Origin of the sequence: Haloplanus vescus (assembly GCF_900107665.1) — an archaeon.
GTDB classification, from domain to species: Archaea; Halobacteriota; Halobacteria; order Halobacteriales; family Haloferacaceae; genus Haloplanus; species Haloplanus vescus.
Genome location: NZ_FNQT01000004.1, coordinates 83,170 through 104,873 on the forward strand (window position 1 = coordinate 83,170; position 21,704 = coordinate 104,873).

Consider the following 21,704-nt stretch of genomic DNA (forward strand, 5'->3'; position numbering starts at 1 on the left):
TATAAAGCGGGACTGCTTTACCCACTTCCCACGAATCCACAGTAAGATGGCTCGGCTCGTCTTCTATCACCACCCACAGGCCGAGAATTTCTCCCTCAAATTTAGCTCGGCATCGGTGGCAGAGATCCTGTCTCAGCGAGAGCAATCCGACGAGTCGACAAAGCTCATCGGGTACCCCTTTGAAACACCGGTCTATGTGCTCTACGAAGGCGATTCAGAGATCGAATCAGCGCAAGATATCGACTTTGATCAGGAATGGCTGAGCGACCGTATTCGTGACCTCCCCCGTGCTGGGCAGGTTGTCGCATTCCGATTAGTAGAGTTGCTCGAAGCCGCGGTCGATGTTCGAGATGAGGATGAGTTCCGGCTCTACAAGGAGTTCGAACCACAAAAGATCCAGCAGGCACTCGATCACGTCTCCTGGGAAGCACCGCTTCCGACCGTCGCTGGAGAGGTGATGTCGAATTTGATCCTCCGACATTCCCTCCCGAATGCGAATCATCGAACTGGCATCGCGATGCTGCAGTTCTGTATTGAGAGTGTGGACCCGGATTTTGAGATGCCACGAACGCACGTCGACGACGATTCCTGGCGAGAGTGGGTCGATCCCTATATCGTCGATTCCAAACGGCTCATTACTGTCCGCCGGAACAACCTCCGTTTCAAGCAACTCGAAGACTTGGACGTCGACGTCGTCGAACGGAAAGACGGGATCCAAATCCGATTAGCCGAGTTCGAGCTGGATATGCACTGGAGAGAAGCCCTCACAGAGTATGCTGGGCAGCACGAATCTCACTGTACGGACTTCGCGCAGGCAGTTCTCGAACGAGCAGGACGGGACGATCTACTTGACCGTCAAGGACCAACGAAACAAGAGTTCCTCACGTATCTGGAGAACGGACTGGTCGAACGGGACTTCAGAGAAATGTTCTGATCAGTCGCGAAGCTCGGCGACCGACTGTCCGACCTCGCGAACGTGTTCACTTCGCTCGAGGTCGAGTTCCTCGGCGAGGTAGTCAACTGTCTCTTCGAGGCTCATGTTGGAAAGAAGTCCGTCAAGCGGTATAAACCTAGTGCTGGTGCAACAATGTAGCCCATCAGAGGAAGCGTCTGTGTATACCAAACTACGTATCCCTCGGGAAAACTGTGGAATCGGTGACTGCATAGCGATACCCACCGAAATCACGCAGTGTCGCCATTTGCTGTCCATCAACCGAACTCAATTGAAAGAAGCTCCGAAGCGATCGGGAGCGTTTCAGTCTGCAGGTTGTGCGTCAGTCGCTGGTGTCCCGCTTGGAAGCTCGGGGATGGACAGGTCCACGCGGCGGAGCAGCTGAGCGTTGATCGCGACGATTACTGTACTCAACGACATCAGGAGCGCACCCACAGCGGGGGAGAGCAGAATCCCGATCGGTGCCAAGACGCCTGCTGCGAGCGGAATTGCGAACACGTTGTAGCCGGCCGCCCAGACGATGTTCTCCTGCATCTTCCGGTAGCTCGCCTTACTGAGTTTCACGAGCCGAACGACGTCCATCGGGTTGTTCTGGACGAGGATGACGTCGGCCGACTGGACGGCGACGTCGGTGCCGCTCCCGATCGCGATACCGACGTCGGCCCGCGTCAGCGCCGGCGCGTCGTTCACCCCGTCGCCGACCATCCCGACGAGCTTGCCCTGGTCCTGAAGCTCCTGAACTTTCTCGTCCTTGTCTTCGGGGAGGACCTCCGCGAACACCGTGTCGATGCCCAGTTCGTCGGCGACAGCGTTGGCGACATCCTGGGAGTCCCCAGTCAACATCGCCACCTCGATGCCCAGATCGTGGAGGGTATCGACGACACGGAAACTCTCCTCACGGATTACGTCAGCCATCGCGAACGCGGCAATCAGCTCGCCTTCACGAACAAGGTATACCACCGTCTGAGCGTTCTGTCCCGCCTCGTCAGCGAAGCGGCGGAGATGGTCGGGTATCTCGCTATCGAGTTGGGTTAACAGGTTTGGCCCGCCGACGTACACCTCATTTCCGTCGACGTTCGCACGGACGCCCCGGCCTTTGATCGCCTCGAAGTCGGTCGCGTCAGGTGCGGTGAGGTCCTGCTCGTCGCCGGCCTCGCGTATGGCTCGCGCGATCATGTGTTCGGAGTCGCTTTCGACGGCTGCTGCCAGCGCAAGAGCGTCGTCCTCTTCCACGCCCTCGACGGTCGCCATGTCGACGACGCCGTGTTCGCCTTCGGTGAGCGTCCCCGTCTTGTCGAAGATGATGGCGTCCAGGTTCCGCGCCTCCTCCATCGCGATACGGTCCCGGACCAGCATCCCGTTGCGAGCCGCCAATGACGTATTGATTGCGACCACTAGGGGGATGGCGAGCCCGAGTGCGTGCGGGCAGGCGATGACGAGCACTGTGACGACGCGCTCGATGACCGTTGCGTCGAATGAGACCGCGAGCGTCCACGCGATTGCTGTCACGACTGCCGCCGCGAGGGCGACGTAGAACAGCCAGCCTGCCGCTCTGTCGGCCAGTACCTGTGTCTTGGATTTGCTCTGCTGGGCTTCCTCGACGAGGCGCATGATTCCCGCGAGCGTCGTCTCCTCGCCCGTCGCACCGACGCGCACGCGGAGGCTGCCGTCGCCGTTGATCGTCCCACCGATGACCTCGTCGCCGGGGTCTTTCGAGACCGGTTTCGATTCGCCCGTGATCATGGACTCGTTGACGTCGGAGTCTCCCTCTTCGACGACGCCGTCAGCAGGGACACTCGCACCCGGCCGGACGAGTACGAGGTCGCCCTCGGAGAGTTCACTCACCGGGACCTCCTCAGTGTCGCCGCCGTCGGTAATCCGCTCGGCGGTGTCCGGCATCAGCTTCGCCAGTTCGTCGACCGCACTCGAGGCCCGTCGCACCGACCGCATCTCGATCCAGTGCCCCAGCAGCATAATGTCGATCAGGGTGACGAGTTCCCAGAAGAACGCCGACTGCGTCGGGAAGACCACGCTCGCGAGGCTGTAGACGAACGCGACGGTGATCGCCATCGAGATGAGCGTCATCATCCCCGGCGACCGATCTTTCAGCTCCGGTACCGCCATCTGGAGGAACGGCATCCCACCGTACGCGAAGACGATGACCGCGAAGACGGGGTTGATCCACTCGCTGCCCGGGAACGCGGGGACGGAGAACCCGAGCCACTCCTGCAGCATTTCGCTGTATAGCAGGACTGGGATCGACAGGAGCGTCGAGACGAAGAAGCGCCGGCGGAACATCTGCTCGTGGCCCTTGTGCATCCCGCCATGCCCCTCACCGTGGCCCTCATGGGAACCGTGGTCGTGTCCTTCGCCCTCGTGTCCAGCGTGCTCGTGCTGCTCGTCGAGCACTGTCTCACTCTCCGCAGCAGGGTGTGCCTCTTCTTCCAGTAGGTCCTGTTCTACCCGCTGCTCGTCCGACTCGGCGTCCGATTCATCCTGCTCGCCGTGTTCGTGCTGGTGACTGCTGTCGTCCTGCTGGTGTTCCCCTCCAGGGAGATTCTCATTTGTATCTTTGTGGTCGTCCATAGCCCATATTCTCTGTAGAGGTGGATCCGCTGGCCCCCTGAATCTTCCCCACTGAACTGTACAGCAGGACCAGCGTAGCGAAGCTTCAAAGACAACGGTTGGCCGTTGTCTCGGAGTGGTCCGCGCGATTCTCAGGCGTAAGCGGTGTACCCGGCGTCTTCGACGGCCTCCACGAGAGCTGTGACATTTGCCTCACCATCGACGCTCGCCTGTTCGCTCTCCCTGTCGACGGTCACGTCAGTCACGCCGGATACCTCTTCGAGGGCCTCTTCGACCGTCTGCTCACAGTGACCGCACGTCATGCCTTCCACGATGATCGTCGTCGTCATACAGGGATACACACGGCCTCCTCTCTTTAGCGGATTTCCCCTTCGATCATACTGATATCGTGGGGCTCAAACTTTAGATTCAAAGCGATACCTGCGGCCGTAACGAACTAGACATCGGATGCGCCAGGTGTCAATAGCGAGAAGGCTCAAGTATCGTTGTGACGCTCCCTGTACGTCTTCGCCGCTAAAAAGACATAGAGTGCGCCGATAGCCCGAATGCCCAAGCGGAATCGCTCGTTCCATTCTATCGACTCTGGACGCTCGTACAGGAACGCGGTGGCAAATCTCTGATACAGGTCGGGAAATAAGAGGACTATCGCGCCGAACACGCCGGTAAGATTCATCAGCAACGCGTATGCTCGCCCGTTAAAGAGTGAAAGCGCAGCTATCAGAACACCCTCCGACCGGACTGCTGGACGTATCCACCCTCTCACTGTTCCCTCGTCTGGATTCGAAATCGCGAGTTTCTCGAAGAGCTCGACGATTTCGTCCGGGAACAGCGCTGAGATAGCGCCGAGGACACCGACGAGTGTTCGAATCATACGATATGGTACGACCGATATGGATATAACTCCCACTGCGACGCTACACTATCGAGAACGAGGGGAGTCCGAACAGTAGCGGCTTCGAACCGGGCACGACGCGCAGAGGCCGCTTGTCGAATGGGCGTCCTGAATCCTTATGGATTCGGGGCATACAGGGCGTAGAGGATAGACAGCATCCCGGCTGCGGTGACGAGTGCTGCGACGAATCCTGCTTCGAAGATCGACACCTGGAGGAGTTCGAAGAGGACGCCTTCAAGGAGGCCGCCAAGCCCGACCAATGCGAAGCCGGCGGCGACGTACAGGAGTAACTGCGTGTGATGTCGTTGGTACCCGCGATAGGCCTGATATGCGATGACCAGTGCTAACGCGGTCGTGAACAGTTTGCCGATGACGAATAGCGTGTGGTCCATGATTCAGTCTCCCCGCATTTCCTCGAAGATGGTCGTAATCCGGTCGGCGGGGTCAGGCCGGATGTCGATGTTGACGTCGAAGCCCTCCGCCTGCAGGAGGATTTCGATGCGTTCGAGGCGCGCCTCATACTCGCTGTAGTGTCGTCCCCCGGGGTCGACGTGCGTATACTCCTCGAGGAGGCCCTGCTCGACGAGGCGGGTGACACGGCGTGAGACGGTCGGGCGTGACATGTCACATTCCTCGCTGAGTTCCTTCGCAGACAGTCGGTCGGTCTTCGTCGCCACGAGGATGTCGCGAGCGTACTCGTCGTTGAGTGTAGCGAAGATTTCCGACGGGTCGGACTCCTCGGTCACACGTCTCTACTCGCGACAGGAGCGTAATATAGCCCGCCGATTTTCTGACTCAGAACGCCGGCTCGCTACTATATCGTCTCTGCCTCCGTACTGATAGTTGAAGGTGCAATAACTATGTCCACACTTGACTCCGGCATGAACCAGCTCGAGAGCAGAGTCGGCGGCCTGACCGTCGGCGGGAAAGTTCACAGTCTCAGTGCGTGGTTCGTGCTCGCGCTCCGTCTCATGATGGGGTACGCGTTCGCGTACTCTGGGTTCACGAAGATCACCGGCGAGTTCGGCGCTGGCGGCTACCTGTCGAACGTCGCGGCGACCAACGGGAACCCGCTCGCGGGCCTGTTCGCGTGGATGGGCTCGACGCCGTGGTTCGTCGAATTCGCCAACGTCGCTGTCCCGTGGGGCGAGCTGTTCATCGGACTGGGCCTGCTCGTCGGCGCGTTCGTCCGCCTCGCGGCGTTCTTCGGCGCGCTCATGATGCTCATGTTCTACTTCGGCAACTGGGACATGGGCCACGGGTTCATCAACGGGGACTTCGCGTACATGCTCGTGTTCCTCGCGGTCGCCGCGTTCGCCGCGGGCCGCATCCTCGGACTCGACCAGTACATCGAGAACTACGACATCGACGGCGAGACGCTCGTCGAGCGCTACCCAGCCCTCGAATACATCCTCGGCTAACCACGCCGAGACCGTTGGGAGTACACCAATGCAAAATCCAATTCAAGCACGCGGGATTCGTTCTCTGGGACTCATCGTCGTCGGAGCGCTGGCTCTGGCCGTCGTCGCCGGAATGGCGCTAACACACGCGACTGTCCCAGATGCAATGATGTGGGGGTGGCACGACGGGATGTGGAACGACGGCCACATGGCCGGATGGGGTAGCTGGGGCTGGGGGATGATGCTGTTCGGGCTCCTGTGGATGGCACTCCTCATCGCCGTCCCCCTCGGTTTCATCTACTGGCTGGGAACGCGGTCGCAATCGAACGGCCCCGCTGAGGATAGCGCACTCGCCGTCCTCCAAAAGCGGTACGCCCGTGGCGAGATCGACGGCGAGGAGTTTGACCGCCGTCGCGCCCGTCTCACACCAGATGATGGACGGTAACGGACGGTCGTTTCCTACTCGCTGACTTCTGTTTTCACGACGGTTGCCGGACGCGTCGTCAGCCGAAGGACGCGGTCGGTGACACTTCCGAGCAACGCACGATATTCGTCGGGCCGGCGTTTGGTACCGAGCACGAGGAGATCGGCGTCACAGTCGTCTGCGTGGTCCACGATGGTCTCAGCGGGGCGGCCATGTTGCATTGCCGTCTCGACATCGACATCGGTTTCTGCGGCTCGACGTCGGAGTTCGGAAAGCGTCTCCTCGCCGTGTTCTTCGAGGCCGTGTTCGGGACCTTCGGCTTCGTCGACGTACTCGTCCCCGCTGTACGCAGTTACGACATCCTCGTCAACGACGTAGAGCACATGGAGGACTGCGTTGTGAGCGGCTGCGAGCTCGAGTGCATGCGTTTCAGCATCTTCAGACGCAACAGTTCCATCGGTCGACAGGAGAATTCGGTCGTACATTCAGTCAGAATTCAAAGGCGGGTAACATAAATTCGGCTTCCAATTCTCTCTGCTCAAGAGTCACGGTAGCGTGTTCAGTATGGCCGCGTCAGCGGATGTGTCCAAGCACGACTGACGTACTCAATCGAGACTGTGAACCATCAACGAGCTGTCCGTCAGTGGTCGTGTCCCTCCATCACCATCGGATGCCCGGTGGCGTATTCGTCCGGGTTTTCCCCGAAGGTCTCCTTGCAGGTCTGCGAGCAGAAGTAGTACGTCTCGCCGTCGTGCGCCGCCGATGGCTCGCTGTCGTCAGTCCGCATCCCACAGACGGGGTCGCGGTACTGGCCGGGCGCACCGAGACCGCGACGATAAACATACAGCAGGAACCCGGAGAGCGCGAACGCGATGAGGTTGAGATAGAACGTGTAGTTGAGTTTGAAGTACGTCTGCTCCGTCGCCGTCTCACCGCCCGCCAGATCCGGAACGATTCCCAGCGCGTCGAACAGCAGCTCCATGAGGAAGCCGGTGAACGCCATCGTCACGAAAAAGACGCCGAGGATGTACAGCATGATCTTCCAGCCGTAGTACTTCCGGTAGACGTTCAGCACGGGAATCGTGATGAGGTCAGCGTAGACGAACGCGATGATCCCGGCGAAGCTGACGCCACCGCCCCACAGCGCGACGGCGAACGGGACGTTACCCATGCTGCCGACGAAGCTGATAACGGCGATGGCGACGCCCATAATCGCGTTCTCGGCAGTCACAAGTAGCCCGTCGCCCTGGATGAACAGGGTGTTCCACACCCACTGGGGGACGAACACGATGACGAACCCCGAAATGAGGAAGCCGGCGATGACGTCCTTCCAGATCATCGACCACTCCTTGCGGTACTGGTTCCCGACTTTGTACCAGCCACCCCACGACAGCAACTCGTCACGCCACCCACCGCGACTCGACATCTCCTGGCGGTAAGTCTCCATACACCCCTGCGAGCAGAACTTGAGCGTCTCACCGCCGTCAGTCGTAAGCGTGTACTCGTCTTTGCCTTCCATCCCGCAGGTTGGATCCTCGGTGACGCCCGCCTCGTAATCGCGCTCGTTGAGCGTCTCTCGCACCTCATCGAAGAGGTTCTCCGGGAGCGTGAGGTGAACGATGACGGCCATCACGGCGATGAGAATGAGTCCGCCGAGTAACTCTGCGACTAGGAACTCCCAGCCGAGCAGAATCAGGATCATCAACCCGAGTTCGACGATGAGGTTCGTCGACGCGAACATGAACGCGAGGAAGTTCACCGCGTGCGCCCCCTTCTTGAACAACCCCTTCCCGATGGCGACGGCGCCGAAACTACAGCCACTACTGGCCGCGCCGAACGCAGTCGCCTTGGTGAGCCCGCTCAGATCGCCATCGCCGAGGACCTGCGCCATCCGCTCCTTGGAGACGTAGACTTGGACGAGGCTCGTGATCGTGAGGCCCATGATGATCGCCCACGCTGCCGTCCAGAGGAAGCCCACTCCGATACGTAGAGCTTCGGAGATGCCACCAATCATCGTCGCTACCATAGGTATCAGTTCGAAGGGATCATCTATTGTAGTTTTCCTTCAGATAGTTCGGGTCAGAGCCGTGGTGAGTAGGTATTCAAAAAAATTGTGGCGGGTGGAACACGTAGGTCAAAGGCACAACCGCATTGAATAGTTAGTGCGTAGTATAATCTGAGAACCCCAACTCAGGGAGGGATCACAATATGCCGACAAATTCAGACGATACGCGACTTGTTACGCTCCTCCTCGTTATCATCGGTGCCGTCTTCATCGTCCCGTTGTTCTTCATGGGCTTCGGGATGATGGGGTTTGGTCCGATGATGGGCGGGATGTGGGGCGGTCACATGTGGGGCGACGGGACGATGCCTGGCTGGATGTTCATCGTCGGCATCGTGATGCAGCTGCTGTTCCTCGCTGCCCTCGTCGGTGGTGGGTACCTCATCTATCGCGCAGTTACGGGAGCTGCGAGTGATTCGGACCAGGCACTCGAAGAGCTTCGGCTTGCCTACGCTCGCGGGGAGCTGACTGACGAGGAATACGAACAGCGACGCGAAGCACTCGAACGAGATACCTGATTACGACGAGACATCAAATCTGAAGGATGACCGGCTACCCCGACCACCGTCAACAGTCTCCCCGTCCGCAACTTCCAGCGTGGCTTGACCGATACACGACGGTGGGGTTATACGGGCTCCTCATCGGGACTGGACTCTGTCTGGTCGCGTTCCTCACGAATCCCGTTCCCGATCCCTCGTTCCCGTGGGCGACGCTGCCCGAGTCTCTACGATTACCGATTGCACAGCCCCGGATCGAACACTGGCCGGTGACCTACACTATCGGTATCTGGCTGTGGATTATCGGCTTTCCCGCGCTGTTCCTCGCTGGCTATAGACGATTCGGAGACTGGATGCCGTTCGGAACACCGATGTGGCTTGCTGGACTTCCGGCGCTCGCGATGCTCAGCTGGACGACATACTGCCGGTTTTTCTGGCCGAAGCTTCATCCGCCGACCTGGAACGCTCCCTCCTACACGGTCGTCTGCTGGCTATACTGCTCCTCGTACAACGTGCTCTGGAGTAATCTTGCCTATCTGATTGCGTTCGTCGGCGTCGCCGCGACAGTTCTAGCTGTGCGACGCCGGCACGTAGCCGGATACATCCTACTCGGGTTCGGAGTCTTCGCACTTCCCCTCGGATTGCCAGCTGTGTATGAGGGATATCGCCGGATAACTAAAACACACGGTGAAGTGAGGCCTTGACAGCGGTACAGGGCGCAAGCTCAAGAATCTCGGTGCGCACGAACGAACGCCCGGCGGAGGACAGTCAGGAGCACGTAGGTTTCGTACTTCTGGGTCTGACAGTGCTCACACGGCTGCATATCTGCGACGATCTCCGCTATCGCGTCGTCGTGGTCTTCTGTGAGAGTATCGAGTGAGTCCCTGATCTGGGGTTGAACGGCCTCGATCATCTCCTCAACAGCGTCATCAGCTGACTCTGGCAGCGAGTACGAGAGGACGATCGTATTCGCGTGGTAGTACTTCGTCGTCCCACCGCGCCCTTCCTCGAAGCGGACGACGTCGACGAGACCGGCATCCCGTAACTCGTTGATGTGATGACGAACCGTGTTCTCCGTGCGGTCGACGCCGCGGTCCTCCAAACGGCCGTGGACCTCAGTTGCGGTCAGCGCCTCCGCGGAGAGGATATCGAGGATCATCGCCCGCATCGGTTCGTCGATGGCGTCCGAAACCCGGGTGTCTCGCACCGCGATGTCCTCAAGCCGGTGGTCGGTACCGGAACTACTCATACGAGAACTGAGTATGAGCAGGCGGGAAAAGCTAGCGGGACGCTGCTTAGAACTCAGGTCGCTGGGTCCGCGATACCGAAAGCCCTAGACAACCCGTTTGACTGTTCCAATCACCTATATCTGTATTCAAACATATCATCTAAAAAATACTTATTGGGGTACGGGCACTACCTCAAACTGTAATGAGCGACACAACCCAGTTCCGCGTCCTCGACTTCGACTGCCCGACCTGTGCGAGCACCGTCGAACGCGCCCTATCGAACGTCGACGGTGTCCAGCACGTCGAGGTTCACTACGCGACCGGCCGCGTCGAGATCGAATATGACGACAGCGTCGCTGATCCCGACGCCTTCGCACAGACCATCGAAAACCAGGGGTACACGCCCCAACCAGCCTAACACCATGAATATTCAATCGATCATGCAGTACTACCGGAAACACCGGAAGGCCATCGTCACGGCGACGAGCGGCCTGCTGTACGGCGGTGGCTGGAGTCTGGGCTACCTCACGAGTTTCGAGATGGCAAGCGCCGCCATCCTCGTCCTCGCGACGATCGTGGGTGGCTACGACATCGCCAAGACCGCCTACCACGAGGTCACGAACCGGACACTCGGCATCAAGACGCTGGTGACGCTGGCCGCTATCGGGGCCATCGTCATCGGGGAGTACTGGGAGGCTGCCGCCGTCGTCTTCCTGTTCAGCCTCGGCAGCTACCTCGAGGGCCGGACCATGCGGAAGACCCGGACGGCCCTCCAGGAGCTCCTGGAGATGACGCCCGACACGGCGACCGTCCGTCGCGACGGGGAACTCCAAGAGGTTCCCGCCCGGGAAGTCGAAGAGGGCGAGGTCGTCGTCGTGAGGCCGGGCGGGAAGATTCCGGTCGATGGCGAGGTCGTCGACGGCGAAAGCGCCGTCAACCAGGCGCCGGTCACCGGCGAGAGCGCCCCCGTCCACAAGGCCGACGGCGACGAAGTCTACGCCGGGACGGTCAACCAGGAGGGCGCGCTAGAAATCCGGACGACGGGTGCGGGCTCGGACACGACGCTCGAACGTATCATCCGTCGCGTCGAGGAGGCCCAAGAGGCCCAGTCGCCCACGGAGAGTCTCATCGACCGGTTCGCGAAGTACTACACGCCGGCCGTCATCGTGCTGGCCATCGGCGCATATGCAGTCACGCAGAACGCGATCCTGTCGTTGACGCTGTTGGTCATCGGCTGTCCGGGCGCGCTGGTGATCGGGCCGCCAGTCAGCATCGTCTCGGCCATCGGCAACGCCGCCCGATCGGGCGTGCTGATGAAGGGCGGCGAACACCTCGAACGCGCCGGCAAGATCGACCTCGTCGCCTTCGACAAGACCGGCACCCTCACGAAGGGCGAAACCACCGTCGCCGACGTCGAGGGATTCGGCGTCGCCGATGACGAAGTCCTCTCGCTCGCGGCAACCGCCGAGAAGAAGAGCGAACACCACCTCGCTGACGCCATCGTTGACGCAGCCCGCGAGCGCCCGACTGCTGCGACGGACGGTGGGGCGGCGGTCGCCCAGGCGGACGAGACGGACGCCAGCCTTCAGTCGATTCCCGGTCCGGACGATTTCGACGTGGTCGCTGGTAAGGGCGTTATCGCCCATACCGAGGGCACCGAAGTTGTTGTCGGCAATCGCGCACTGCTGGAGGACCGCGACATTAACGTCCCCAGTCGGATCGCCGACTACGTCCGCGAGCGTGAGGAGCGCGGCGAAACTGTCGTCCACGTCGTCCGGGACGGGGACATCATCGGCGCAATCGCGCTGCGGGACGAGCTCCGGAAGGCAGCTCCTGGGGTCGTCACGGCGCTTCAGGACGTCGGCATCGAGACGGTGATGCTCACCGGCGACAATGAGCGGACGGCCGCCGCCGTCGCCGAGGAGGTCGGCATCGACGAGTACCGCGCCGAACTCCTCCCCGAGGACAAGCAGACAGTCATCGAGGCCTACCAAGCCGACGGCCACGTGGTCGCGATGGTCGGCGACGGTATCAACGACGCGCCGTCGCTGGCGACCGCCGACGTTGGCATCGCGATGGGTGCCGCCGGGACGGACACCGCCATCGAAACGGCAGACATGGCGTTGATGGCCGACGACCTCGACCGCATCCCCTACGCGGTCAAACTCAGCAAGGCGACGCGCTGGAACGTCCTCGAGAACGTCGGGCTCGCAGTGCTGACCGTGACCGTCCTGCTCGCGGGCGTGCTCACCAGCTACGTCACCCTCGCCGCGGGAATGTTGGTCCACGAGGCCAGCGTCCTCGCGGTCATCCTCAACGGGATGCGACTGCTTCGCCACTGACCACTAGATACGATCATCACCACCACTCATGACATCAAACTCGACTGCGACCGCCGAGACCCAGACTAGAACCAATTGGAAGGTAGACTACGACGTCGATCCGATCGAAATTCGCGACCCTGTCGCGGAGGCCCTCGGCGTTCTCGAACCGGGTGACCCGTTCGTCATCACCTATAGAGACGCGGTGAAAGAGGCGGGACATTCCTGTCCGACTGCCTCGGGCGCCTACCGGATCGTCCAGTTGGGGCTCGACGCCCTGTATCCCGACGACTATCCAGTTCGGAGCGAAATCGAGGTGCAGGCGGCCGGCCCGCAGGACGATGCTGCGTATGGCGTGATGAGCCGCATCATCTCGTACGTTACTGGCGCGACCGAAGACGACGGATTCAGCGGGCTCGCCGGCGGCTACGGCGGCCGCCGCGACCTCCTCGTCTTCGACGCGTTCGACCCGGACACGGCAGAGCCGACGTTCCGGTTCCGGCGAACCGACACGGACGAGACCGTCGAAGTGACCTACCACGTCAGCGACGTTCCTGACGGTGGACCCGCAATCGGGAACCTCCAAGGGATTCTCGACGAATCGGCAACTGAACAGCAACGAGAGGCTTTCACTGACGCCTGGCACCGCCGGATACAGGTCGTCCTCAGTGACGACTCGCTGTTCACTGTCAAAGCGGTTTGACGCGACGGTCTACCCCTCTCACTCGAAATAAGTTACTGCGGTACACTATCGATCTCCTCGAGGGCCTCAGTAGCGACATCACCTAACTCACCAGCCTCGATATGCGAGTACCGCTCACGAACCATCTCCTCAGAATTATCGAGATATCGGGCCGCCACAGTATATCCGAATGCCCGGACCAGAACCTCGCCCATGCCACGACGGCCACCGTGCGGAGCAAGATAATCGTGTTTCGGATGGTCGATGTCGATCTCCGCGGCCTCCGAGAGTCGTTGGAGAATCGACCGTGCGCCGTCCGTCGTGATCGACGGCGGCCGAATATTCTCATCGAGCGCCAGCAAGAGGTCCCGGGCGTGTGCCTCACGTCGCTCGTCGATTACTTCTGGGTGTTCCCCTCGTTCGGCTAGCTCTTCCCGGACGAGCTCTGCGAGCGTCCGTTGGTCGAACGTCGGAAACACCGGCCAGCGGTCCGTCGGCGGGTCCACCAGCTGACGGTAGCTCCGCAACGGAGAAATCACCGGATCGGGAAGACTCGCGGCGTCCCACTGCTGTTTCTTCCGGTAGACGTCCATACTCCCGTCGTCGAGGGAAAAGTCCTCCCAGCGAACGCCGCGCCGGCGTGGGTCATTCGGGTCTCGTAGGAGTTCCCCGACCCGGACACCTGTGTACGCGAGAACGAACACCAGAGCTCGGTTACGAGCCGCCTTCAGCGCCGCGTAGCGCGCTCGCTGCTTGTCGAGGGGGTCAGTATCCTCCGGGAGTGTCGTGTACGCCTCGACGGCGTCGCGGGCCCGTTCGTCGACGTGGCGGGTGAGGGCGTGGCGCTGTTCGGACGTCCAGGCCTGCTGGTCGCCGGGCTTGCGGCCGTCGTCTTCCGGCAGCGGCGCCATCGCACTCGCCCGCTGAGCGTAATGCGCTTCGAGATATCCCTCGTTGACACACCACCCGCACCACGCAGAGATATAGCGGTAATAGGTTTGTACTGTGTTCTGCTTGAGTCCCCGATCTCCCCCGAGATGCCGAGCGTACTCCCGAAACACGCGTTCGTCGAGATCGTTGAAGGTGGGCTCCCGGTCGACGTCGTCGGGGACGATCCCGGTCCAGTCGTCGTCGCCGCGGTCGCCGGCGGCCCACTCGGCGAACCGCTCGAGCTCGCGTGCAGCGTTTCGTCGATAGTTCCCACCGTCCCCACCGCGGCCTTTCCCTTTGTCCTGGAGGTAGCGCTCGAAGCTGTCGTCGAGCGGCGTGGAAAGCGCTCGATTAGGCATCCACCGGCCCTCCACCGTCCTGCGGGCCCGGTCTCGGTGCCTCTACCCTGGGGGAAGCGCCGTCGTGAGGCGGTTGCAGCATTCGTGCTTCACCGACGGCGGCGGGGTACTTCAAAGTGGTCGTGATTACGAGCATAATCAGGACCACTTGTTGTAATTGAGCCATCGGGAGAATTCGGAGGTCTAGAGTCTCTTAGCGTCGGAATTCCGCACTACAGGAATTTGTATATCATATATCGCTATACAAAATCTCGGGCCTGTACAGATAGAAGTCTCCCTGACAAGGCCTTCATAACAGTGTGTTTACCAATCTGTTTTTAAAAGACAAGTGGAGGAACTGGTAAATACAGAGAGCAAAAACAACGGTAACACTTGTGTATCTGCTGCAAGCCGATATCTGGTCCACTATCACCGATGTAAGCCTCGGCACTTGGCTCGGCTTCCTCGTCACAATCGCAGCCAGTTTTGGCGTCTACCTATACCGGCGAAGACAACAAAAAATCAAGCTACGTCGCTCACTGATATCCGAACTCGAAGAACAGGACCTCGACCAAGTCATCAAAGCAGTCAACTCCTCAGAATCCGCAGTACCCCCTGACGACAACGGTGAAAGTCCGGAACTTGACCCCTCAGAACTTCCACCGGCGGGCACCCTGCCCACCCAGATCTACACATCCAACGCCGGCAACCTCGGCATCCTTTCCCAGGACGAGGTGGACGATATCGTCTCCTACTACTCAGGCCTGCTAACCCAGAAAGCCATCATCGAATCCATCCGCACAGATGAGGAACCGATGACCGCCGACCAGAAAGAACTCCGGGACAAGATTTCGGACCTGGAAGACGACCGTTCCTCACTCGTCGATACACTGGAAAACGCCAAATCCATTCTCTAACACCGGAGAAAGCCGGGAACCAGTCATATCCTCGAAACAAATGCTTTTTGCTCCTTGGGTATAACTTCCGAGGTACGCAGACAACTGAGAGTCTCTAATGGCCAGTACAGAAGCGGATTTCCTCGACGCGATCGACCGCGACTTCTCCTCCAGAGCTGACTTCATCTCCTACATCAACTCAGAGGTCGATCTTGGGAAACTGGACAACAAACTCAGTTTGATCGGCTCGGTCTCCGACCACGACCGGGCAACCTTCATCGACCGGCTTAGCAACCACTTCAAACTCGTCAACCAGAGCGACGACCTGCTCCTCTTGTGGGCCTCCGACGAACGCATCCCGTACTACGTACACCTGGAGGACAACGAGTTCCCGATTTTCTTCACCGCAGCGAACAAGACCGACGAAATCCCTGACACCCTGGTCGAGTACCTGAAGAAAGACAGGGCGATGAGCCGGATGTGGGTCGGGAAACGAGAGATGGAACGTCTCCGCCAGCAAATGGTGGACGAACACCGAGACCTGATCATCCCACAGTTCACCGCCAAACGCTCCATACACACCGACATCCCGGCCAAAAAGAGGCCTGAATACGACCGGACGATGCGGTACTGGGCGGATGACGGGTTAGAGACCTACCGGCACATGAAAAGCCGGTACGGTGTCCTCCCTACCAACATCCAGTTCGAGGTACCCGGCAACTTCAAATTCCAGATCACTCAGGACGGCGTGTTCACCGCTATCGACGGCGGCGTTGACAACATAGCATCCTTGATCGATCAGTCGACGAAGCGGCTTCGATTCGTCAAACAGATCATCAACACTTCGGACTACGATGAAAACGGAACAGGATTCCTTGAAGACGTTTCCCTGCCGTACAGCAAGCCTTGGGCCATTCAACTGGATGACAGGCCTGCGAAGGACGATATCCGTCACTTCGAGGGTAACGTAGAGGCAAGCAACCTCGAGTTCAGCGTCGTCCATTTCGACTCTTACCTCGATTCACGAGGGTTCGACGCCGAACTGATGGATAAGAATAACTACGGGAAAACCGCTGTCCGGACAAAGGAAGACGCAATAAGAGTCTATCCACGGGAAGATACTGGGATCGATCAGTCGTTCCGTATCTACAATTTCGTTGACGATCACATCGAGGCAGATCCTGAGGCAGTCGAAGTTGTATGAAAGATCCCGAGGATCCCTGGACGTTCGATGACGGATATCTGGAAGATCTAAGCTCCAGGAATCAGGAACGGTTCGAAGAGGATTTTGACGATAACCTCGACGATTTCGACGAAGATACGGTGGAACGCCGGTTGCAGACCCGGTTCAACGAGGCGGAAGAGCATTTGAAACTGGTGAAGGCAGCAGCTGCCTGTTTCCATCCTCGGGAGGGCGCAGGACGTTCTGAAAGCGGGTTCCGGTATGTCGGTGTGGATCCTCTGCAAGCCGTAGCTGAGAATCCGGCGGATGTCCTATTGGTAAAACCGGAGTACAACGGAGCGTATTTCTGCGTGGTTTGCTGCGAGATCGGCGGTGAGAGCCGGAAGGACTGGGTTGAAAACGTGAACGAAGCACGGAGAGTGTTCGAATCACGGGACAACAGAGATGTCCTGAAATCGCAGCTGGGTATTGAGAATGATGATCTGTCGTTCCAGTATGTGACGTTGACCCGGACTGATGATACCGTGGAGATGGATTTCTCAGTACTTGGCCGGAACTGTGACGCTGATACCTACGCTGTGTGGTCTGCCGATGTCGAGGATAAGTGGATGATGCACGAGAACGGTTCATTCGTCCATGCCGATCTCCGCTCAGCCTTCTCCGAGCAACTGGATTACATGCGTCGTGAGGACCCGTTGAAGTACACGGTCGGCACTCATCCGGTGTTCCCTCTTCAGCAACTCGTATACCAGGTTGTCAAGGAGAAGTTTGAGTTCGACGACGAACACAAATCCGAGTTCGCCCACGACACTTTCTACGAGTTATTCGATAAAGGCCTTCAAATCCAGTGCAGTGGTGAGCGACGGAAACAGGTTGTATCATCGGAAGTGGATAGACTGCTGGATATGGCTTTGAAGACAGGGGTTTTCTCTGATGAGGATGATGATCTCCGGTCTGATGACAGTGATTTCAGGATCATGTATTCAGGGACTCGTGGCCCGGATCATGCGGAGAACGCTGTGAAGCCGAAGTATTTCGATAACATTGGCAGGGTTCAGGTCGGACAGCTGGCGTATGATAAGACCCGAGATGAGTTTGATCCGGAGACGGATCTTGGGAGTTACGGAGCGTTCTAAACCGGCGATATCAAAGGAGGGTTACTCGTCGATGTATCGGTAGGCGGGCTCGTCGTACACCATCTCACAGGGTTCGTCATCAGCCAGGGTGCTGAATATGCATCTCTATCTAACAGCGGTTCCACCTCAATCAGTTTCTAATAAATCAGATACCGGCAGAGCCAATCGGAACCGTGTGCAGTGAGACAGTCAGTCTCAACTACTGTCGGGCCTCGCTCTGCGCGAGGTCATTCGTCGCCGAGTTCCGAAAGCCGAGCCTGAATTTCCTCAGAATCCGCCTCAGAGAGCGCCTCAATACCGAACTGGACGAGTAGTGGGTAGAAGTGGCGGTTCTTCTTGAACTCGTCCTGGCCCGCCTTGCGGAGCTTCAGCTGGGACTCGAGGTAGGTGTCCTCCATCTCGTCGAGGACATCGTCGGGAATGTAGATCGTCCGCCCATTCCACTCGTCCTTGATGTTCGTCTTCGTTTTGCTCGTTTCGTTCGTTTCACTCGTTGAAGTCGATTCGGTCGTTTCGGTCGATGAACTGGTTTCCACCGGTTCACTCACCTCGCTCGTTTCGCTGGAATCAGCCTCCTCGTCCTCCTCTTCGTAGTTGCCCTCGATGCCGGAAGCATCGCCCCAGCCGTCGGTCATGCTTCCACCTCCTCAGGTGCGGTCTTTTCAAACGTCTCGTCGAACAGGTCGGCGATCTCGTTGAACAGGTCGCGTGCATCCTCGACGCGCTGGTTCTCCTTGCCGAAGCCGAAGACGGACACACCCTCACCAATCGACTGAGAGAGGTCGGTCCGCTTCGGGATCTCGAACACTGGGAGGGAGTACGCCGACTTGATCTCCTCGATGGTATCGCGGTGCTCAGCGTTCTGCTCGACACGGTTACAGACAATCGCGAGCCGATTGATGTCTCCGTACGCCTGTTCGAGAGAGCTCAGCTGCTTTGCGAAAATCTGGAGGCTGTTGGCGTTGAGCTTCTCGGGAATGACGGGGATGACGACGTTACCGGTCGCGACGAGGGCGTTGTCGGTGAGGACGTTCAGGGATGGCGGCGTGTCGACAATGATGTAGTCGTAGTCCTTGTCAAGCTCGTCGAGAGTCATCTCCAGCCGCTCGCGACTCTTCGGCGCCTCAAGCAACGTCTGGATGTTCTTGTTGTTTGCGAGCTTCTCGCTCGCGGGGAGGATGTCGAATTCCTCGTGCTCGACGATGATGTCGTTCACCGACTCCATTTGGTCGAAGTCGAGGACGTCGAACAGCGTTATGCGGTCGGTATCGTAGTACAGATCGTTGTAGCCAAGCGAGCAGGTGAGCCCCCCGTGGTAGTCGATATCGACCAGGAGGACGTCGTGGCCTCGGGCAGCGAGTGCGCCGCCAGTATGAATGACGTCGGTAGTCTTCCCTGCGCCGCCCTTCTGATTCGCCACCGTGATTCGTGCAGTATTGGTGTCGGTCATTATCTTCGTTTCTCTCGTTGTGTTCGTTTCGTTCGTTTTGGTCGTTTAGTTCGGTGCGTTCGGTGAGGGTGTTTCACTCGGTGAGAGGATTACTACGATGTTAAAACCAACTGTTCGTTTCGCTCGTGGAAGTAAACACACTCGTTGCCATCAACTCATTCGTTCTGTTCGTTACGTTCGTTCCCCTCGTTTTGTTCATCTAGTAGAGGGCGCCAGTTCGTTCCTCAGAATGCGTTCAATACATTCGTTTTTCTCGTTCAGTTCGTTTTGTTCGTTGAATTCGTTATAGTCGTTCCACGTGTTTTCAGCGGGAATCAGGACTACCTTCGAGAGTATGGAGAGATAGTGGCTTCATGGACATTCGAGTAAGACTTTTAACTGTTACCGGATTATTGGTAACCACCAGATGTACGAGGTGCTCGACGACACCGCGGCGCAGGTCATCCTCGCTATCGAGAGTGGTGACTCCATCCGTCGTGTCGCCCAACACCTCCACACTCCGTACGAGACGGTGAGACAGGCCGTCAACCGACTCGAAGACGCAGGCTACGTCCGCTATGACGACGGCCTCTCAGTCGTCGACGAGCGCGTGAGAGACGCAGCACGAGAGCTCGTCGCTGCCAGCGCCGGCGTCAGTCCACCATCCATCGAGGAGGCCTACGTCATCCCGCAGTTCGGTGACTGGCCGTTCGCATTCACACGGATCGACGCCGTCTACGTGTGGACCCAGGGCGGCTACCAAGTCGGTCGCGAGCCCAACGACTATCCACTGTTTCTGGCCGTCCGTGAGGAGGACGTCGACGCTTGGGAGGCGTTTTTCGAGTCGTTCGACATCCCGACCGCAGTTGAGCGACAGCCCCGAGACGAGCTGGACGGACCGCTACAGGTCGTCCTCGAGCCACGCCCCTCACTCGACATCGAATACGTCGAGGGATACCCGGTGATCCCGAGAGCCGAGACAATCGAGTATATGCGCGAGAATTACGCCCAGTTCCAGTCGGCGCTCGCGATGCTCGACCGGATGTACGAGGACCTCGACCTCGGCGTCACGTATCGAGAGACAGAACGGGCACAGCCATGAGCTTCACCAACCGAAGCGACGCACTCATCGAACTGCTCGAGGAACTCACCCAAGAGGGCCACGAGTACGTTCTCGTCGGCGGGTACGCTGTCTCAGCGTTCAATGCTCGCTTCTCCACGGACCTCGATATCGTCGTCGCGCCGGACTCCAAGGCTGACTTCGTCGAGTTCCTTGAGCGGCGGGACTTGGAGGAAACGGACAGCCACGCCAAAGAGTGGTTCTACGACACCGAAGTGATCGAGTACGAAAAACGGCTCACGCCGCAACAGCCGATCGGCTTCGATCTGTTGGTGAACGGCCTCGGGTGTCGCCAGACGGAGGCACAGTGGTCGTTCGACTACCTGTACGACCACAGCCACCAACAGGAGGTGAGCGGAGGCACAGTAACGACGACGGCTAGAGTCATCGATGGGGCAGTCCTCGTCGCGGCAAAGCTCCACAGTGGGCGTGAAACCGATCTCCGGGATGTCCTGGCGGTTGCAGAAGAGATCGACCTCGACGCCGTCACGCCCCACCTGCGGCGAGGGGACGACGATGCGCTTCGGGAACAGCTTGAGCGTGGTCTGGAGATCTTGGAGAGTGACGAACTCAAACACGGATTTCGGAGTGACTTCGGGGCCTCAGCAGTCTCAGAAGAAACGGTCACCGCTCTCCAAGAGTATCTGTCTGTACAGATTAACCACCTGAGCTGAAGCGGTCGGGACCCCCTTGATCGGAAATGAAATAGGGTCCTTCAGCGGTGTTTACAGTCAGTAAAAAATTGGAGGGGCGGTGTCAGTCGACCGTCGCTAACACACGGACATCCGTAGCTGAGTGTCGTTCCCGTTCAGTACGAGCACCGTGCTCGCGGAGGAACTCATCAATACGGTCGGCTAAGGACTCCGCATCCTCCCTATCGACGTGGACGATCAGCGTCGGATGTTCCTCGTCGCTGTTCTCGATCACGAGCGAGACATCCTTGAATTCGTCCGGCTGTCTATACGCCTCGAACTCATCGGCGACCTGGTCGGCCAAGTCGTCGAGTACCTCAATCGGTTCCTTTGTCATAGATTGAATTTTGGCTTTGGAAGGTTGTGACATCGTGAACGAACGGAGAGGGCGAACGTGACTTTCAGAACCACCTCCATCAGACAAACTCGAACGGAGCCTTCTCACACCGATGGTTTACAGAGAAGGAGATTGATCCACAGAAAGAACAGCAGTTAGAAAGCTCGTGGATTGCTATCGACAATGCTCGCAAACGCGACATTCTCCTGAACTTGTTCAATTTCGACGGTTGGCTCGTCGCCAGGTTGAGCGCCGGCAACGATCACGACGTAGCCACGTTCGACTTTTGCGATACCGTCGCCCTGATCGCCGACTGTCTCGATGGTCACATCACGTACTTCGCCTTCCTCCACGGGAGGTCCTGAGGAAGAATGGCTCGCAGTCTCACGAGAAGGTGCTCTCTGTGACTCCTGTTGTACTGACGACTCCGTCGAGACAGGAGATTCCAGAATCGCTACGCGATACGTTTCGTCAGCTGACAACGCTTCAAAGTCGATTTCGCTCGATGGGACCTCCACTATGTACGTCCCATCCTGCTCTTTAATTGGAGCACTGAACAGAGAGCGAAGGGAGTTGGGAATTTCGACCATTGAGTTTC

26 protein-coding genes are annotated in these 21,704 nt (G+C 58.8%); 13 read left to right on the forward strand and 13 right to left on the reverse strand.

Translation table 11 applies throughout. From position 1 onward, the window contains the following. Nucleotides 1-46 precede the first annotated feature (46 nt). Nucleotides 47-934 carry a DUF8172 family protein gene (locus BLU18_RS12215; RefSeq protein ID WP_092635472.1) on the forward strand — a complete coding sequence of 296 codons (888 nt, stop codon included), beginning with the start codon at nt 47-49 and terminating at the stop codon, nt 932-934. Between the two features lie 321 nt (nt 935-1,255). Here the strand turns inward: BLU18_RS12215 and BLU18_RS12220 are convergent, their stop codons facing one another. The 5 genes from BLU18_RS12220 to BLU18_RS12240 form a co-directional block, all read right to left on the reverse strand. Next, entirely contained in the window at nt 1,256-3,538 is a 2,283-nt protein-coding gene (locus tag BLU18_RS12220; protein ID WP_092635473.1) for a copper-translocating P-type ATPase, read from the reverse strand. Between the two features lie 131 nt (nt 3,539-3,669). Next, nucleotides 3,670-3,867, reverse strand: a complete 198-nt coding sequence (locus BLU18_RS12225; RefSeq protein WP_004594582.1) for a heavy-metal-associated domain-containing protein — start codon at nt 3,865-3,867, stop codon at nt 3,670-3,672. Nucleotides 3,868-4,013: 146 nt separating this feature from the next. Further along, the gene (locus BLU18_RS12230; protein WP_004594583.1) at nt 4,014-4,409 is read right to left on the reverse strand and encodes a hypothetical protein; all 396 of its coding nucleotides are present in this window, start codon (nt 4,407-4,409) and stop codon (nt 4,014-4,016) included. 137 nt (nt 4,410-4,546) lie between these two features. Then, the gene (locus tag BLU18_RS12235) at nt 4,547-4,822 is read right to left on the reverse strand and encodes a DUF7521 family protein (protein WP_004594584.1); all 276 of its coding nucleotides are present in this window, start codon (nt 4,820-4,822) and stop codon (nt 4,547-4,549) included. A gap of 3 nt (nt 4,823-4,825) precedes the next feature. Continuing rightward, complete coding sequence (locus BLU18_RS12240) at nt 4,826-5,176, reverse strand: ArsR/SmtB family transcription factor (RefSeq protein WP_004594585.1); 351 nt, start codon at nt 5,174-5,176, stop codon at nt 4,826-4,828. A 114-nt stretch (nt 5,177-5,290) separates the two neighbouring features. Between BLU18_RS12240 and BLU18_RS12245 the strand changes: the two genes are divergently transcribed. Continuing rightward, on the forward strand, nt 5,291-5,851 hold the full coding sequence (locus BLU18_RS12245; RefSeq protein ID WP_092635474.1) for a DoxX family protein: 561 nt from the start codon (nt 5,291-5,293) through the stop codon (nt 5,849-5,851). Nucleotides 5,852-5,879: 28 nt separating this feature from the next. After that, nucleotides 5,880-6,275: an SHOCT domain-containing protein gene (locus BLU18_RS12250; RefSeq protein WP_092635475.1), complete on the forward strand. Its 396-nt coding sequence runs from the start codon at nt 5,880-5,882 to the stop codon at nt 6,273-6,275. A gap of 14 nt (nt 6,276-6,289) precedes the next feature. On the opposite strand, the gene BLU18_RS12255 is transcribed toward BLU18_RS12250, so the two are convergent. Next, on the reverse strand, nt 6,290-6,739 hold the full coding sequence (locus BLU18_RS12255) for a universal stress protein (protein ID WP_008364394.1): 450 nt from the start codon (nt 6,737-6,739) through the stop codon (nt 6,290-6,292). Between the two features lie 155 nt (nt 6,740-6,894). Continuing rightward, nucleotides 6,895-8,280, reverse strand: a complete 1,386-nt coding sequence (locus tag BLU18_RS12260) for a permease (protein WP_092635476.1) — start codon at nt 8,278-8,280, stop codon at nt 6,895-6,897. Nucleotides 8,281-8,462: 182 nt separating this feature from the next. On the opposite strand from BLU18_RS12260, the gene BLU18_RS12265 reads away from it, so the two are divergent. Next, nucleotides 8,463-8,834, forward strand: a complete 372-nt coding sequence (locus tag BLU18_RS12265; RefSeq protein WP_066419111.1) for an SHOCT domain-containing protein — start codon at nt 8,463-8,465, stop codon at nt 8,832-8,834. Nucleotides 8,835-8,860: 26 nt separating this feature from the next. Beyond that, nucleotides 8,861-9,517 carry a hypothetical protein gene (locus BLU18_RS12270; protein WP_015299307.1) on the forward strand — a complete coding sequence of 219 codons (657 nt, stop codon included), beginning with the start codon at nt 8,861-8,863 and terminating at the stop codon, nt 9,515-9,517. Nucleotides 9,518-9,537: 20 nt separating this feature from the next. Here the strand turns inward: BLU18_RS12270 and BLU18_RS12275 are convergent, their stop codons facing one another. Further along, a complete protein-coding gene (locus BLU18_RS12275; RefSeq protein ID WP_092635477.1) occupies nt 9,538-10,062 on the reverse strand; it encodes an ArsR/SmtB family transcription factor in 525 nt (174 codons plus the stop codon). Nucleotides 10,063-10,244: 182 nt separating this feature from the next. Between BLU18_RS12275 and BLU18_RS12280 the strand changes: the two genes are divergently transcribed. From BLU18_RS12280 to BLU18_RS12290, 3 genes are read left to right on the forward strand one after another with little or no spacing between them, the layout of a single operon-like run. Continuing rightward, the gene (locus tag BLU18_RS12280) at nt 10,245-10,460 is read left to right on the forward strand and encodes a heavy-metal-associated domain-containing protein (protein ID WP_006183492.1); all 216 of its coding nucleotides are present in this window, start codon (nt 10,245-10,247) and stop codon (nt 10,458-10,460) included. A gap of 4 nt (nt 10,461-10,464) precedes the next feature. Then, nucleotides 10,465-12,384, forward strand: coding sequence for a heavy metal translocating P-type ATPase (locus tag BLU18_RS12285; protein WP_092635478.1), 1,920 nt, complete (start codon nt 10,465-10,467; stop codon nt 12,382-12,384). Nucleotides 12,385-12,412: 28 nt separating this feature from the next. Continuing rightward, nucleotides 12,413-13,066 carry an FmdE family protein gene (locus BLU18_RS12290; protein WP_092635479.1) on the forward strand — a complete coding sequence of 218 codons (654 nt, stop codon included), beginning with the start codon at nt 12,413-12,415 and terminating at the stop codon, nt 13,064-13,066. Nucleotides 13,067-13,098: 32 nt separating this feature from the next. On the opposite strand, the gene BLU18_RS12295 is transcribed toward BLU18_RS12290, so the two are convergent. Beyond that, nucleotides 13,099-14,334 carry a phage integrase SAM-like domain-containing protein gene (locus tag BLU18_RS12295; RefSeq protein ID WP_092635508.1) on the reverse strand — a complete coding sequence of 412 codons (1,236 nt, stop codon included), beginning with the start codon at nt 14,332-14,334 and terminating at the stop codon, nt 13,099-13,101. A gap of 374 nt (nt 14,335-14,708) precedes the next feature. On the opposite strand from BLU18_RS12295, the gene BLU18_RS12300 reads away from it, so the two are divergent. The 3 genes from BLU18_RS12300 to BLU18_RS12310 all read left to right on the forward strand — a co-directional run bounded on the left by BLU18_RS12300 (nt 14,709) and on the right by BLU18_RS12310 (nt 17,528). Further along, a complete protein-coding gene (locus tag BLU18_RS12300; RefSeq protein ID WP_092635481.1) occupies nt 14,709-15,230 on the forward strand; it encodes a hypothetical protein in 522 nt (173 codons plus the stop codon). Nucleotides 15,231-15,327: 97 nt separating this feature from the next. After that, nucleotides 15,328-16,413, forward strand: coding sequence for a hypothetical protein (locus BLU18_RS12305; protein WP_092635483.1), 1,086 nt, complete (start codon nt 15,328-15,330; stop codon nt 16,411-16,413). Beyond that, on the forward strand, nt 16,410-17,528 hold the full coding sequence (locus tag BLU18_RS12310) for a hypothetical protein (RefSeq protein ID WP_092635485.1): 1,119 nt from the start codon (nt 16,410-16,412) through the stop codon (nt 17,526-17,528). The genes BLU18_RS12305 and BLU18_RS12310 overlap by 4 nt, the downstream gene beginning before the upstream one ends. 227 nt (nt 17,529-17,755) lie before the next feature. Here the strand turns inward: BLU18_RS12310 and BLU18_RS12315 are convergent, their stop codons facing one another. Both BLU18_RS12315 and BLU18_RS12320 read right to left on the reverse strand, forming a co-directional pair. Further along, nucleotides 17,756-18,163 (reverse strand): DUF8160 family protein, encoded by a 408-nt coding sequence (locus BLU18_RS12315; RefSeq protein ID WP_092635487.1) that lies wholly within the window; start codon nt 18,161-18,163, stop codon nt 17,756-17,758. Next, on the reverse strand, nt 18,160-18,978 hold the full coding sequence (locus BLU18_RS12320) for a ParA family protein (RefSeq protein WP_092635489.1): 819 nt from the start codon (nt 18,976-18,978) through the stop codon (nt 18,160-18,162). Before BLU18_RS12320 ends, BLU18_RS12315 begins: the two co-directional genes overlap by 4 nt. Before the next feature lie 406 nt (nt 18,979-19,384). Here BLU18_RS12320 and BLU18_RS12325 point away from each other — a divergent pair, with 406 nt between their 5' ends. After that, nucleotides 19,385-20,059: a helix-turn-helix domain-containing protein gene (locus BLU18_RS12325; RefSeq protein WP_092635491.1), complete on the forward strand. Its 675-nt coding sequence runs from the start codon at nt 19,385-19,387 to the stop codon at nt 20,057-20,059. Continuing rightward, nucleotides 20,056-20,751, forward strand: a complete 696-nt coding sequence (locus tag BLU18_RS12330; RefSeq protein WP_092635493.1) for a hypothetical protein — start codon at nt 20,056-20,058, stop codon at nt 20,749-20,751. The genes BLU18_RS12325 and BLU18_RS12330 overlap by 4 nt, the downstream gene beginning before the upstream one ends. 82 nt (nt 20,752-20,833) lie before the next feature. On the opposite strand, the gene BLU18_RS12335 is transcribed toward BLU18_RS12330, so the two are convergent. Both BLU18_RS12335 and BLU18_RS12340 read right to left on the reverse strand, forming a co-directional pair. Then, entirely contained in the window at nt 20,834-21,106 is a 273-nt protein-coding gene (locus BLU18_RS12335; RefSeq protein WP_092635495.1) for a hypothetical protein, read from the reverse strand. 155 nt (nt 21,107-21,261) lie between these two features. Next, nucleotides 21,262-21,696, reverse strand: a complete 435-nt coding sequence (locus BLU18_RS12340) for a TRAM domain-containing protein (RefSeq protein ID WP_092635350.1) — start codon at nt 21,694-21,696, stop codon at nt 21,262-21,264. Nucleotides 21,697-21,704: the final 8 nt, after the last annotated feature.